12 protein-coding genes are annotated in these 13,926 nt (G+C 65.8%); 5 read left to right on the top strand and 7 right to left on the bottom strand.

All coding sequences use genetic code 11. The features are described from left to right. Window positions 1-60: 60 nt before the first annotated feature. Entirely contained in the window at window positions 61-918 is an 858-nt protein-coding gene (locus WG924_RS04260; RefSeq protein ID WP_345931783.1) for a phytanoyl-CoA dioxygenase family protein, read from the bottom strand. 183 nt (window positions 919-1,101) lie between these two features. Between WG924_RS04260 and WG924_RS04255 the strand changes: the two genes are divergently transcribed. Further along, a complete protein-coding gene (locus WG924_RS04255) occupies window positions 1,102-2,106 on the top strand; it encodes a helix-turn-helix domain-containing protein (protein ID WP_345931782.1) in 1,005 nt (334 codons plus the stop codon). A 106-nt stretch (window positions 2,107-2,212) separates the two neighbouring features. Next, the gene (locus WG924_RS04250) at window positions 2,213-2,992 is read left to right on the top strand and encodes a DeoR/GlpR family DNA-binding transcription regulator (RefSeq protein ID WP_345931781.1); all 780 of its coding nucleotides are present in this window, start codon (window positions 2,213-2,215) and stop codon (window positions 2,990-2,992) included. A gap of 49 nt (window positions 2,993-3,041) precedes the next feature. On the opposite strand, the gene WG924_RS04245 is transcribed toward WG924_RS04250, so the two are convergent. The 6 genes from WG924_RS04245 to WG924_RS04220 form a co-directional block, all read right to left on the bottom strand. Beyond that, window positions 3,042-4,868, bottom strand: a complete 1,827-nt coding sequence (locus WG924_RS04245) for an AMP-binding protein (RefSeq protein ID WP_345931780.1) — start codon at window positions 4,866-4,868, stop codon at window positions 3,042-3,044. Window positions 4,869-4,904: 36 nt separating this feature from the next. Beyond that, entirely contained in the window at window positions 4,905-5,720 is an 816-nt protein-coding gene (locus WG924_RS04240) for a helix-turn-helix domain-containing protein (protein WP_345931779.1), read from the bottom strand. A 41-nt stretch (window positions 5,721-5,761) separates the two neighbouring features. Further along, on the bottom strand, window positions 5,762-6,532 hold the full coding sequence (locus WG924_RS04235) for an enoyl-CoA hydratase/isomerase family protein (RefSeq protein WP_345931778.1): 771 nt from the start codon (window positions 6,530-6,532) through the stop codon (window positions 5,762-5,764). Between the two features lie 244 nt (window positions 6,533-6,776). Continuing rightward, window positions 6,777-7,616 carry a DpnII family type II restriction endonuclease gene (locus tag WG924_RS04230; RefSeq protein ID WP_345931777.1) on the bottom strand — a complete coding sequence of 280 codons (840 nt, stop codon included), beginning with the start codon at window positions 7,614-7,616 and terminating at the stop codon, window positions 6,777-6,779. Window position 7,617: 1 nt separating this feature from the next. Next, the gene (locus WG924_RS04225; protein ID WP_345931776.1) at window positions 7,618-8,724 is read right to left on the bottom strand and encodes a DNA adenine methylase; all 1,107 of its coding nucleotides are present in this window, start codon (window positions 8,722-8,724) and stop codon (window positions 7,618-7,620) included. A 120-nt stretch (window positions 8,725-8,844) separates the two neighbouring features. Further along, complete coding sequence (locus WG924_RS04220) at window positions 8,845-9,468, bottom strand: GNAT family N-acetyltransferase (protein ID WP_345931775.1); 624 nt, start codon at window positions 9,466-9,468, stop codon at window positions 8,845-8,847. 347 nt (window positions 9,469-9,815) lie between these two features. On the opposite strand from WG924_RS04220, the gene WG924_RS04215 reads away from it, so the two are divergent. The 3 genes from WG924_RS04215 to WG924_RS04205 are packed head-to-tail and all read left to right on the top strand — an operon-like array spanning window position 9,816 to window position 13,921. Continuing rightward, window positions 9,816-10,418 (top strand): hypothetical protein, encoded by a 603-nt coding sequence (locus WG924_RS04215; RefSeq protein ID WP_345931774.1) that lies wholly within the window; start codon window positions 9,816-9,818, stop codon window positions 10,416-10,418. Between the two features lie 44 nt (window positions 10,419-10,462). Further along, window positions 10,463-11,764 carry an NHLP bacteriocin system secretion protein gene (locus WG924_RS04210; RefSeq protein ID WP_345931773.1) on the top strand — a complete coding sequence of 434 codons (1,302 nt, stop codon included), beginning with the start codon at window positions 10,463-10,465 and terminating at the stop codon, window positions 11,762-11,764. Beyond that, window positions 11,765-13,921: a cysteine peptidase family C39 domain-containing protein gene (locus WG924_RS04205; protein ID WP_345931772.1), complete on the top strand. Its 2,157-nt coding sequence runs from the start codon at window positions 11,765-11,767 to the stop codon at window positions 13,919-13,921. Window positions 13,922-13,926: the final 5 nt, after the last annotated feature.

Genomic DNA, 13,926 nt, shown 5'->3' with positions numbered 1-13,926 from the left:
CGCGGACAATCCACGGCCTCCACCACGGGGAAACCCGTCCGCCGGGCGGCGGTTCCCGGCTCAGCCTTCCAACAATCGTTTGGGGTGCATACCGTCGACCATGCCCATGAACGGCGCATGGATCGAATAGCCCAGCAGGCGCCGGATATGCTCGCTGCATTGCAGCACCACATCGCGGGGCACCGACAGGCTGAAATTCTCCTGCTGGCGGCACCAGGGTGCGCAGTACTGGGCGGTCAGGGCCAGCCGCGACGCCGCACTGCGATTGCCGCCGCCGCCATGCCACAGCGTGCCGGTGAACAGCACCACCGAGCCCGCCGGCATCACCACCGGCACCGCCGACGCCGCTTCCTCGGCGGTGGGCAGACGATTGGCCCATAGATGACTGGCGGGAATGATCCGGGTGGCGCCGTTCTCGGGCGTGAAATCGTCGAGCGCCATGATGGTGGCGGCACCCAGCGCCGGACGCGGTCGGGGCAGGCTGTAGAAACTGTCGTCGAAATGCAGCGCCTGTTCGGTCTCGCCGGGCAGAATGTCGATCACCTGCAATTGCGACAGCAGATAGTTCGGCTCGAACAGCCGGTCCAGAAGCGCCAGAATGATCGGATGTTCGACCAGCGGGTTGCAGGCCAGCGTCTTGGCGATCACCGCATACAGCCGGCGCGTCGCCAGCCCCTCGAACGGATTACGGCCGCCACGCGGCGCCATCCAGGGCAGCACCGCCTGCCGCATCTCCTGCACCGTCTGTTCATCGAACAGCCGCTCCAGAATGACATAGCCGTTGGTTTCAAGCTGCGCCCACAGCCGGTCGACCGGCGTGTCATCCGGCACCGGCTGGCTGCCGGCGGTCGAGTGATACTTGCGCGGATTGCCGGTGTTGGCATAGTCATCCAGACCATCGAGCATCAGCGGGGCCATGGCATTATCCTTCGGGCTGGTACGGGCGTGTCCCCCTGGAGAGCGGGGCCGATGGCACCCACGATCGCCTGCAATCCGCCGGTCCGGCAATGACAGGGCGCCTCATCAGACATGACAGATGGTCCACCGTCGCCCATGCGGCACCAGCGACGCCCCGTCCGCGGCCATGGCCAGGCATGGGCCGTGGCGACGATCCCGGTCCGTTTCGCGCGGGAGCTGATCGCCCGCCTGCCGCTGCAGGCAACCGCGCGGCAGGCGCTGATCGCCCGCGCCGGTATTCCACCGGGTCTGCTGGATGTCGACGGGCCACGGGTGGCCCCGCCGGCCTATCGGCGCCTGAACCGGCTGGCGGTCGCCGCCGGCGACGACGAATATCTGGGCTATCTGGCCCGGCCGGTGCCGCCGGGCACGATGGCGCAGATGCTGCGCCTGCTGGCCTATCTGCCCGATCTGGATGCCGCCGCGACCGAGGCCGGGCGCGTGATCGGCCTGTTCGACGGCGCGCGGCCCTGGGCCGTGGAGCATGACCGTGCCGACGGGCGTGGCCGCATCCGCCTGCTTGCCAGTCGCGGCGTGCAGGCGGACTCGCTGCTCTTCGCCCATATCCAGCTTCTGGGGCTGATCCATGTTCTGGGCTGGCTGGCCGGCGAGACGGTGCCGGTACAGCGCGTGATCCTGCCGGCGGCTTTTGCCGAACATGCCGCGGAATCGCGCTTCCTGTTCGGCCGCGCCGTCGAGCATCACCCGGGCGACAGCGCCGCGATCGTGTTCGGGCCGGGCGCCCTGGCCCGGCCGGTGATCGCGCGGCCCGATACGGCCGGCAGCTTCGCGCGCCGGCTGATCGACCGCACCACCACGCCCACGGCGCCGACCACCATTGAGGCGGCGCTGCGCCATCTTCTGGCCGCCACCCGCCCCTTCGCGGGGCTGCGCGAGACCGAGGCGGCGGCCCGGCTGGGGCTGACCCGATCGACGCTGGCGCGGCGGCTGGCCCAGCACGACACCACATTTCAGGCGATCCGCGACGAGTTGCGCCGCGACCTCGCCTGCGCGCTGCTCAGGCGCACAGAACTTTCACTCGCAGATATCGCCGAACGGCTGGATTATTCCGAACCCAGCGCCTTTCAGCGCGCCTTCAAGCAATGGACCGGCCAGCCGCCCGCAAGCTGGCGCCAGCGGCACCGCTGACGCCACGCCCTGCTCCGGCATGGCATGGCCGGAGGTTCGGCTTTCCCCGGCTTTCGTTTTTGCTTATAGGATAGGGAAACGAAACCCGACCGAGGGGCCACGGCCGATGTATCTGTCACCACGCCATGCCGAGATCATCCAGCTCGCCAAGGACAAGGGCCGGATCCTGGTCGAGGATCTGGCCGGTCATTTCGGCGTCACGCCACAGACCATCCGCAAGGATCTGAACGATCTGTGCGAACGCCGGCTGCTGACCCGCATTCATGGCGGCGCCCTGTTTCCGTCGGGCGTGCAGAACATGGAATACGAGGCCCGCAGCCTGATCGCCTCGGATGAAAAGCTCGCCATCGGCCGCGCCGCCGCCGACATCATCGGCGACAACGCCTCGCTGTTCATCAATATCGGCACCACCACCGAGGCGGTCAGCCGGGCGCTGACCGGCCATAGCGGCCTGATGGTGATCACCAACAACATCAACGTCGCCAACCGGATGCGGGTGTTTCCCTCGATCGAGGTGGTGATCGCGGGCGGCGTGGTGCGCGGTGCCGATGGTGGTGTGGTCGGCGAGGCGGCGGTGGATTTCATCCGCCAGTTCCGGGTCGATTTCGCGGTGATCGGCGTATCGGCGATCGACCATGACGGCGCCCTGCTCGACTTCGATTTCCGCGAGGTGAAGGTGGCGCAGGCGATCATCGCCAATGCCCGTCATGTGATTCTGGTGGCGGATTCGACCAAGTTCGAGCGCACGGCACCGGTGCGCATCGGCCATCTGTCGCAGGTGAACACCTTCATCACCAATCACTGCGACCTGCCGCCGATCCGCCGGATCTGCGCCGACGCCAATGTCCGCCTGATCGAAACCGACAGCCAGGCCAGCATGCTCTAGGGCCGGCATGCCATAGAGCCGGCCCGGCAGGACGGCGATCCGCCGCCGGTCAGCCCACCACCGCCAACGGCAGTTCGCCCAGGGCCGCGCGGATGCGATCGGCGCTGTCGGCATCGATGCCCGGTGGCAGATCCAGGCGCAGATGCAGACCCCTCGTGCCATCGGTCACCGCCTGCACCGTGGCGCCGGCATCGGGCGCCGCCGTGGCGATGATCGCCCGTGCCGCATGTTCGGCGGCCAGTTCGCGCAGGCGCGGTTTGAAGATCTTGCCGACCGGGGTCAACGGCATGTCGTCGATCTGCTCGATCCGCCGGGGGCGGGCCGGCGCCTCGAAGATCCGCGCATCGATGAAGGCGGGCAGATCGGCCAGATCGGCCGACGCCCCCGCCGTCGGCACCACGAACAACATCGGCACCTCGCCCGCATAAGCATCGGGCAGGCCCACCGCCGCCGCCAGCGCCACGCCCGGATGGGCCATGGCGGCATCCTCCAGCGCCATCGGGTCGATATTATGGCCGCCGCGGATGATCAGATCCTTGATCCGCCCGGCGATGTGCAACTGGCCGGTCTCGCCGATCCGGCAGATATCGCCGGTACGCAGCCAGCCGTCGTGGAAGGCACCGGCGGTCTGGCGGGCATCGACATAGCCGGCGAACACCTGCGGGCCACGCACCAGCAATTCGCCGGTGGGGGTCGATGGGCCCTGATGCAGTTTGCCGTCATCGGTCAGGATGGCGACATCGGCCTGAGCCAGCGGCAGGCCCACCGCGGCGCCATCCGGCGTCACATCATGATGGACCTGCGCGATCGCGCCGGCAAACTCGGTCATGCCATAGACCTGGCGCACGGCATCGCCACCCCAGGCGGCCAGGAAGCGCTTCAGCACCTCGGGCGGACAGGTCGACGCGCCGGTGCCAACGAAGCGGAGCGACGACAGATCGGCGCCGCCGGTCGGCACCGCCGCCACAGCACCCAGGCTGGTCGGCACCAGGGCACCGATGGTGATGCGGTGGCGTTCGACGATCGACCAGAAGCCCGCCACCACCGCCGGGTGGCGGAAGCCGGCAAGCGTGGGAATGATCATGGCCGCCCCGGCGGCGAGCGAGGCAAGACACCCGACAAAGGCGCCGCCGACATGAAACAGCGGCAGGCCCGCCAGCATTCGGTCGTCGGCGCGATAATCGATCGACAGCATCGAGCCGATCGCCGAGGCGACCATATTGCGTTCGGTCAGCCGTGCCAGTTTGGGGGCGCCGGTGGTGCCGCCGGTCGGATACAGCGCCGCCACCCGGTCGGGATCGGCGCTGGCGCGGCTTTCGGTCAGGCGGGACCGCCAGTCCGGATCGGGCTCCAGCATCTCGCCATCGAAGGCGACCGTGCCGTCGACTGTGGCGGTGACGATCCGCAGGCCGGGGATCTCGGCATCCAGCCCGGCCACCTTCTCATACAACCCCGCCGGCGCGCCGGCCGGCGGCACGATCAGCAACCGGGCACCCGATGCGGCAAGCTGAGCGGCAATCGCCTCGCGGCTGAACAGCAGGTTCAGCGGCATGGCGACGCCGGCCCACATCGCCGCCCACAAGGCCACGACCAGCGATGGACAACTCGGCACCAGGATGGCCACCACCGGCCCGTTGTCGCCTGCGCCGTCATTCTCATTCTGCGCCAGCACGCGGAACCGCCCTGCCGCCGCCGACAGCAGGCCCATCAGCCGGTCGTGGGCGATCGGTGCCGTGCCGGCATCGTCGGGCGTGTTCAGATGCACCAGCGCCGTGCCGTCGGGATTCAGCATCGCCCCCCGCGCCACCAGATCGATCACGCGGGGGTGTTCAAAGGCCAGATTGGCGGCGTGCAGAGTCTGCTCGGGCCGTGTCATGGGGGGGTGCCTCCAGCGGAGAGAACCAGAACCGGATCAGCGCAGCGCCGATGCCCCGGCCGGGGCCAGCCCCGGCGGCAGGATGCCGTCGGTCAGCCGGATATCGAGCCGCCGCGAGCCGGCGACGATGTCGCGGGGCCTGAGGCCGAAGATGTTACGGATGGACCGGCTGAAATGGGTCTGGTCGGGATAGCCGACATCCAGCGCCAGATGCGCCAGATTGGGGTTGCGATTGACATGGGCGAGCGAGATCCGCGCCCGTTTCCAGGCGCGCCAGTTGCGGAAACTCACCCCCGTCTGGTCGCGGAACAGGTGCAGAAACCGCGATACGGACAAATCGACGGAAACCGCACAGGCCTCCGCCGACGGAAAGGCCGAGACGTCCGACGGCGCCGCGCGCACCACGGCGCGGATCCGCCAGTCCATCGGCCGGGACGGGATGGCGGCACCGAAGAAGCTGCGATCGAAGGCATGGGCCGGCGGGCAGGCGCTGCCGGCACGCGCCGCCAGGGCGCTGTGGGCCGCACGGACCCGCGCCACCACATCGGGCGCATCGACGATGCCGGCGGTATCGGGCACCGTCAGCACCTGACGGATGAAGCCCGGCAGGCCGCAGGGGTCGACAGTCTCGGGCTCGATCTTCAGCGCCAGGATGTCGCGGGCTTCGGCCGAGATCACATGCGGCATATAAGCGGGCACGACCGCGCAACTGCCGACGCGGTCGGGGCCGCCGCCAGCCCGGACCACGATCTGGCCGGCACTCGCCACATAGATCGCGATGCCGCCCAGGTTGCGCACCCCTGGCCGGCCCAGCAGGCCGGCATAGAACAGCCGTTCCGGGCCGATCAGCATAAGTCGTGCGTCACCGATACCGGTCAACCGTTCGGCGCGCATCAGGCGACGGTCGAGAAGTCGGGCTTGCGCTTGTCGAAGAACGCGCCCACCGCCTCCTTCACCGCCGGCCCCTCCATCAGGGCCGAAAGCGCGCGCATCTCGGCCTGGATCGCCGCTTCCAGTGCCGCCAGATGAACCTCCTGCAGCAGCTTTTTGGTGGCACCCATGGCCGCGCCGGAATAACCGGCAAGCTGTTCGGCGATCGCGTCGGCGCGCGCGTTCAGTTGCTCATGCGGCACCAGTTCGGTGATCAGACCGGCATCACGCGCCTCTTCGGCACTGATCCGGCGGCTGGTCAGCATCCAGTCGCGGGCACGGCGTTCCCCCACCGCCAGCGGCAGCAGATAGCTCGATCCGATTTCGGGGCAGATGCCCAGGCTTGAGAACGGGAACACAAAGCCTGCGCGATCCGACGCCACCACGATGTCGCAATTCAGGATCAAGGTCGATCCGCCACCGATCGCCGGCCCCTGCACCGCCGCCACGATCGGCTTCGGAAACCGCGCCAGCTCCAGCGTGCAATCATACAGCGCCGAGCGCTCCCAGCCGTCCTTCAGCGGGTTGTGCATGAATTCGTGCAGATCGCCGCCACGGGTGAAGGCATCGCCGGTCGATCCCAGCCGCACCACCCGCACCACATCATCCGCCGCGACCTCGCGCAGCGCATCGCGCAAGGCGGCGAACAGCGTCGCATTCATCAGATTGCCCGTCTCAGGGCGATTGAAAGTGATGGACGCAATCCGTCCGCGACGCTCAACGGCAATCGGCATGGGCAGTTCCTCCCTGGTGCCCGCCTGCATGGGCGGACACGCATTCTTGTCGGCTCTGCGCCCATAATGCCTGTGTTTAGGTATTTAGGCAATGCAGGGAGATACACCGATGGTCGACAGCCATCCGCCGCACGCTCCGGCGACGCATCGGCCGGATCATCCGGTCGGTCGGGTCCATGGTCGGGACCACCGCCCTTGACAAATTACCCCGGCCTCAAGGCGACGACGTCAATTCACTCTATCTTCAGAGCCCATATTCGATCTTGAGGACATGCAGATCGTCGATCAATCTTTCGCGCATGCTCATCGTATAGATCCGCGCAATCTTCCCATCGTTTTGTCTCGCGACGATCTTCCGGAGATCGGAGGTCCGCGCCCTCCATGTATTGCCATCCGTCACGAATAATAACGTCGTGTCATGCCGCTTTGCATCAATAATGGCGCCCAAGTCTCCAATGATGTCTGTCATCTTGGAACCCGTAGCACCGTATCCCTTGACTTCGATCACAATGCGGGGCCGGTTGCGATCAGGGATCGCAATATCGCATTTTGCCGACCGGCCCGCGATACCACTAAAGTTTGCCCTCATTTCGTAGCCGTCTGATCCGAAAACTTCAATAACAAGGGCTTCTACGAAATCCTCCAGGCCGCGGCCACGCCTTTGGCCCTGGATTGCTGATCCTCGACCGGATCGGAGTCTTTCAACGAGAATATCACTCCACACAGGAACGCGATTGACTGCATCAGTCATGGCATCCGGAAGGCCAAGATCATCAAACGCATCAAGAAATGCCGCACGATCGGCATTGTAGCGCTTAATGCCCAGCCCGCCGCTTCCAAGCCGCTGCATCAGCTCCTCTGTCATCTTATCTTTCGACAGGCCCAGAAAAAGGCGGGCACACAGCAATCCTACCTCGAAGGGAGGCTGCAGAAGATGTGCAATATCCTCACGCATATATCGCTCTTTGCGGGGCAAGTCGGACAGGCGGGCAATTGCAGCAGCAGCCAGTTCATCCATCCATTCCACATCAAGCGCCCCGATCGAGGCGATAATGTCGTCCAGGGTCTGACCGAAGACCTGCATATCAGCGGCCCACTATCAGGTATTCAAGAACCGAAGAGCGGACAGCCTGCGCATGATTCCCAAAGTGATAACGATGTTGACGCTGAAACACCTCAACTCTCTTTTTATATTTCCCCATCATTGAAACCAGATCCTCCAAACCTGGATAGCCGTTCGAGCTATAGGACAGCACAATCTGGCTTTGTGAAAATTTACTGAACATGTCGTCAAACGCGGTTATCGCCGTACGGCGATAACTGAATGGCGTGTATTTTTTCTCGATTTTTTTGACTTTTGTTGCCTGTTTGATAGGCATATCTTCCCAGTAAGCGGAAAGTCCTTCCAGAAAATGATACCGTTTGACATAGCAGTTATCGTCGGATCGTGGGACATAAGGTGGATCAAGATAGACAAGATCGATATTTTTCACATCGATATCGAATACATCAGAATTATATGAGATGTTCTTTCTACCATTATCGAAAACAGCGTCATTATAAACCGACACCTGTTCCCGAAAATGATCTTCAAGCGACAAACGCAGATCACGGCGGCCATCGTCATATTTCGAAAGGTCACCCGATACTGTAAAGACGCCCCGCGGCTGACGCTTCAAACATGACCGAAAGAGTGCCGCAAACGCAAGAGACTGCGCATGCGGATTGGGAAGCAGACGAATATTGCACGATAGCCGATCCAGAAATCGAAGATCATCAGCCGTATAAAACACGCCACTGAACGTATCCTGAATGAAACGGCGGCCGTCGCCACCGCCATGAATCAAGTCGTCCACGGTAGAATCATCAAGGCGCGTGTCGTTATTTTCTATCGTCGCCCGGGCGACCACATGGGAAAAATTCAGGAAATCCGATGCGACGACCCGACGTCCCATCGCCTTCATCAGGTAGCCGACGCTTCCCGTGCCGGAAAATGGATCGAGCGCCGTTTCGAAATCCAAGGTCGAAAGGACACCATGAATCCATGGCAGCAAACGCTTCTTGGAGCCCATATACCGCAGTTCAGGATACAGCATCACCCGTTCCGGCATTGCCATCGCCTCGGATGATCGCGCCGTCGACGGCGACGTCGTGGCTGCAAACAATGGCAGATCCACAGTCATGTTCGTCATTGGCAGCAACTCTTTCTCCAGGCTGGTGCGGCATCTTGCCGGCGGGAGGATGCCAAGTTTAGGCCACGGGGTCGAGCGGCATCCGCCACCGTCGCCAGTGTCCCGGTCATGGCCAATGGATCACCGCACCACCACCCCCACCTCTTTCACCATGGTGGTGGCGCTGTTGAAGCCGAAGATGTGCCGCAGGATGCCGATCGGCTGGGTCGATTGCGGCTTGAACCCCTGCCGCTCATACAAGGCCCGGGCGCGGGGGTTGGTGTCGATCACGTCGAGGCGCAGGCGTTTCAGACCGGTGGCGGCCGCATGCCGTTCAACCGCCGTCAGCAACCCGGTTCCGACGCCCAGGCCCCGTGCGCGGGCATCCACGAACACGCCATCCATCAGCAATGTCCCGTCCTCGCACGACCGTTCCAGCGCGCTGACCAGAAGCCCGCGCGCGACGGCGCCGGCCATGCCGTATACCGCCGCCAGGTCCGCGATGCCGCCGCCCACGAAGGCGCCCTTGGGGGTCTTGAAGCCGGCGACGCCGAGAAAGCGGTTGTCATCCGATATCGCGCTGATCGCGTGACCGGGGTTCAGAACCCGGTGGATGAAGGCGATCGCCTTGTCGCGCGGCCCCAGCGGATAGCGAAGCTTGCGCGCGAAGGCATCCCAATAGCCGGCGGCGGCCTGCTCCCGGTGTTCCGGCCGGAGCCCGGCTTCGATCTGAAAGCGCTGTTCCGTGATACCGGTCGCTGTCATCGATCCTGTCCGTCTGGGGTTCCGGCACCGGCCGCCATTATCATTCCGACGTGTCGCCCTGTGGCCTCTTTCGGATCATACCCTCAGGCGCCGGCCGTCACCACCACTCCCGTCGCAGTTGGTCCAGGGCATGCCCGGCCCATAACGGCGGCACCATCCTGGTCCGTGGCGTTATGGGAGGCAACTTTGGTTCCCAAGCGCTCGCTCAACAACCCGTTGCGGTATGAAAGATGTCCAGCAGGCATTCGGCACGGTTCCGCAGTTCTCGGGCGTCGGTCACCGGTCGTTGACCGCTGTCTGCAGATGGTTGACCTCTTGTTTTCTTCTCCCGCATAGTGCGCCCGACAGTGTCGCAGAGCCGGGAGGCAGGAATGACAGACAGGATCGGCGCATCCACCATCATTGCCGATGAGGATCTGGCCAGGGTCACCGGCGGCTCACTGGGCATGCCCGGGCCGGGCGGCATCGACATGACCAACATGGATCTCGAATCCATCCTCGCCCTGGTGCAGCAGCAGCGGCAGGACCAGGCCGACGCCAGCCTGCACAATCAGATGAGCCAGATCGAGCAGCGCAACACCACGCTCACCCAGATGAACGGGACGCTGCAGGAGCTTGGCAATCTTGACGGCCTGCTCGATCAGCAGGGGTCGCTGTCGACCGATACCGTCGTTCACCACCTGGGTGCTGAAACCACGCTTGGCGCGCTCGCCTCGGATCTGGGTCTCGATCGGGAGCGGATAGACGATGGCAGCATCGACGCCGAGGACATGGACATGATCACCGACCTGCTTCATGACCGGATCGACTCGACCACCGCCGCTCAGGAGATGGACATGGCCGCCCTGCAGACCATGCTCGACAAGCGCAACGACGCGGCGGCACTGATGGCGAGCTTCATGGAGAAGATGCAGAACACGCGAGACGCCATTCTCGGAAACATCAGTTGACCATGACCGCCGGTCTGGCGTGACACGTGACGGGACCGCAAGGGGTGACTGAACTCTTCCGACCGGCCGCCATCGAATCCTTCGTGACGTCGAGCCAGTATCGTGACGCGCTCAGAGTGATGCGACCGCGCCTCTGGGCGAGCGGCCTGTTCCTGGTGGCCCTCATCCTGGGCGGGCTGGTCTGGAGTGTCCTGTTCCACGTGCCGATCTCGGTCGGCGGGCAAGGCATCCTGCTGGCGCCGGGCGGGATGATCGACGTGGTGGCCGATGCCGCGGGCCAGGTTCGCGCGCTCGACGCAAGCCCTGGTTCGACGGTCAGGTCGGGTGCCGTCGTCGCCCGCATCGCCCAGCCGGATCTGGACCTGAAGCTCACCATCGCCCGCGCCGAAATGGACGACGCCATCCGCTTTCGCGACGACCTCGCCCGCTTTCAGGACCACGACGGCGCCAACCGCGCCGGTCTGCGCATCGCCCGCGAAGCGTCGCTGGCGGCACGGATCCAGGCGCTGGAGCTGCGCCGGGTCTCGCTGCTCGACCAGCAGGCCAGCCTCCGCCGGTTGCTGAAGACCGGGACCGTCACCCGCGATCGTCTGTTGCAGGTCGATCAGGAGGTGCTGGGGGTCGATAGCCGCATTGCCGATGCCCGCGACGAGCGCGTCGCCATGGCCGCGGAAGCCGCCCTCCAGGAAACCGAGCGCGAGAAGGCCCGGCTGGAGGCGGAGCGCCGCGTGGCCGAGGCGGAGCGGGAGGCCAGCGGGCTTGCCCGGCAGCTTGAACGCACCAGCAGCGTGCGGTCGCCCTTCGACGGCCGGGTGGTCGAAGCCAAGGTCAATGTCGGACAGATGGTCCAGCCGGGCACGGCCATGGTCACCCTTGAACGCCATGCGGGGGCGTCACATCCGGGGGATGGGGGCGCCCTGCCCTATGTCACCGCCTATGTCACCGCGGCCGACGGTAAGAAGATCCGCCCCGGCATGCCGGTTGAAATCTCCCCCACCACCACCCGGCGCGAGGAACACGGCTTCCTGCGCGGCCATGTGCTGCATGTGAGCGACGTGCCGGCCAGCAGCGCCGGCATGCTCAAGACCCTTCAGAACGACCGGCTGGTGCAGACCTTTCAGGACGGCATGGGCGCGCCCTTCGAGGTGATGGTCGCCATCGATCCCGATCCGGCACGGCCGGACCAGCCGCTCTGGTCGTCGCCCCGCGATCACCCGCCCCGGATCGAGGCCGGTATGCTGGCCGAGCTGCGCTTCACCGTCCGCTCCGGGCCGCTGGTCGCCCTCGCCATCCCCGCCCTGCAATATACCGGCCCCGATCGGCCGGCCGATGCGGCCGCGCGCTGAATGATCCGCCGGCAACGAGCCACCCCCACCGTATTGCAGATGGAGGCCGCCGAATGCGGGGCGGCAGCCCTTGGCATCATCCTTGGCCATCACGGCTGCTGGATAACGCTTGAGGAACTGCGACTGGCCTGCAACGTCTCCCGCGATGGCAGTTCCGCGCTGGCCATTCTGCGCGCCGCCCGCGCGCTCGGGCTGGAGGCGCAGGCGGAACGGCTGGAGCCGGCCGACCTCCGGCGGCGGGAGCTGCCCGCCATCATCCATTGGGGCATGAACCATTTTCTGGTGGTGGAGCGTTTCGATCGCGGCCGGGTCTGGCTGAACGACCCGGCCACCGGCCCCCGTCAGGTGAGTGGCGCAGACTTCGATCGCATGTTCACCGGCATCGTCCTGTTCATGCGTCCGGGCCCTGCCTTCCGGCGCCGGGGACGGGCGCCCTCGCTGCGGGCCGGGCTTGGCAGGCGGCTGGGCGGCGCCAGGGATGCCTTCGGCTTCATCCTGATGATGTCGATCGCCCTTGTGGTGCCGGGGCTGCTGATACCGGTCTTCGCCCAGATCTTCGTCGACCAGGTGCTGATCAACCGGTTCGCCGGCTGGCTCTGGCCGCTGATTGTCGGGATGTGCCTGTCGGCGGTGCTGATGGCCGCCCTGACTTTTCTGCAGCGAGAGGCGCTGCTGCGGCTGGAAACCCGGCTGGCGCTGGCCGGCGCCGCGGGGTTCGTGAGCCATGTCGTGCGCCTGCCGCTGCTCTATTTCGCCCAGCGCCATCCGGGCGAGGTGGCGAGCCGCGTGATGCTGAACGACCGTCTGGCGCAACTGATCGCCGGCGATGTCGGCGCGGTTGCGCTCAACCTGCTGACGGCGACGGCCTTCCTGGTCGCCATGCTGTTCTATGCCCCCGTGCTCGGCCTGCTGGTCGCGGCGGGGGCGGCGGTCAATCTGGCTCTGCTGGCCCGGTCGTCGCGCGCGCTCGCCGACGACAATCGCCGGCTGGTGGTCGCGACCACCATGCAGGCCGGGTTCGCCAAGCAGGGCCTTGGCATGATCACGTCCTACAAGGCGGCGGGGCTTGAGGATCTGTTCCGCGAGCGCCTGTCGGCGATGTATGCCCGGGTGTTGAACCTGCGCCAGACCTTGGCGCGCAAGCGGATGCGGCTCGGCGCCCTGCCCGGCTTCACCGGCCTTGCCCTGGGCGGTCTGGTGCTGGTGATCGGCGCCGACATGGTGATCCGGGGCGAGATGACGCTCGGCATGCTGATCGCCTTTCAGGCGCTGATGGTCGGCTTTCTGGCGCCGATGGCCCAGTTGGTGCAACTCGGCGCCCGGATTCAGGACGGCCAGGCCTATCTTCAGGTTCTGGACGACACCCTGCGCCATCCGATCGCGCCCGAATTCGCCGAAACCGCCACGCCGGCCGCTGCCGGCACGACGCCCGGCCGCCTGATCGGCGCCATCGACCTCCGGGACGTGAGCGCCGGCTATGGTCCGGTGGCCGATCCGCTGATCCGCAACGTCAACCTCACACTCAGCCCTGGCTGCAGGCTGGGCATCGTCGGCGCCTCCGGGTCGGGCAAGTCGACGCTGGCCGCGATGATCGCCGGCATCCATCCGCTGGCCGGCGGCACGATCCTGATCGACGGCACGCCCATCTCCGCGATCCCGCGGGCGCGGCTGCGCCAGTCCCTCGGCTATGTCGACCAGCGCGCGGTCATCCTCGACGGCAGCATCCGCGACAATATCGGCCTGTGGGATCCGTCTCTGCCCGATGAGCGGATCGTCGCCGCAGCACGGATGGCGCTGATCCACGACGTGATCCTGCGCCGCCCCGGCGGCTATGGCGGCCATGTCGCCGAGGGCGGGACCGATCTTTCCGGCGGGCAGCGCGCCCGGATCGAGATCGCCCGCGCCCTGGTCCGCGAGCCGCGCATCCTGATTCTCGACGAGGCGACCGCCTTCCTCGACAACGAGACCGAAGCCCGGCTGCACGCCAATCTGCGCCGTCTGGGCGCCACCACCATCATCGTCGCGCACCGGTTCAGCGCCATCCGCGATTGCGACCGGGTGATCGTGATGGACAAGGGCGCGATCGTGCAGGAGGGCACGCCCGAAGCCCTGCTCTCCCGCCCCGGTCCCTTCCGGCACCTGATGCGCGAGGGTTGAACCCG

The sequence above is a fragment of the Tistrella arctica genome, from assembly GCF_039630945.1.
Lineage (GTDB): Bacteria > Pseudomonadota > Alphaproteobacteria > Tistrellales > Tistrellaceae > Tistrella > Tistrella bauzanensis.
This window is presented reverse-complemented; position numbering and strand designations above follow the sequence as displayed.

What these genes read in the sequence shown, in the direction of transcription:
- WG924_RS04260 (WP_345931783.1), bottom strand. Translation starts at nt 918, where the DNA reads ATGGCCCCGCTGATGCTCGATGGTCTGGATGACTATGCCAACACCGGC.
- WG924_RS04250 (WP_345931781.1), top strand. Translation starts at nt 2,213, where the DNA reads ATGTATCTGTCACCACGCCATGCCGAGATCATCCAGCTCGCCAAGGAC.
- WG924_RS04245 (WP_345931780.1), bottom strand. Translation starts at nt 4,868, where the DNA reads ATGACACGGCCCGAGCAGACTCTGCACGCCGCCAATCTGGCCTTTGAA.
- WG924_RS04240 (WP_345931779.1), bottom strand. Translation starts at nt 5,720, where the DNA reads ATGCTGATCGGCCCGGAACGGCTGTTCTATGCCGGCCTGCTGGGCCGG.
- WG924_RS04235 (WP_345931778.1), bottom strand. Translation starts at nt 6,532, where the DNA reads ATGCCGATTGCCGTTGAGCGTCGCGGACGGATTGCGTCCATCACTTTC.
- WG924_RS04230 (WP_345931777.1), bottom strand. Translation starts at nt 7,616, where the DNA reads ATGCAGGTCTTCGGTCAGACCCTGGACGACATTATCGCCTCGATCGGG.
- WG924_RS04225 (WP_345931776.1), bottom strand. Translation starts at nt 8,724, where the DNA reads ATGACGAACATGACTGTGGATCTGCCATTGTTTGCAGCCACGACGTCG.
- WG924_RS04220 (WP_345931775.1), bottom strand. Translation starts at nt 9,468, where the DNA reads ATGACAGCGACCGGTATCACGGAACAGCGCTTTCAGATCGAAGCCGGG.
- WG924_RS04205 (WP_345931772.1), top strand. Translation starts at nt 11,765, where the DNA reads ATGATCCGCCGGCAACGAGCCACCCCCACCGTATTGCAGATGGAGGCC.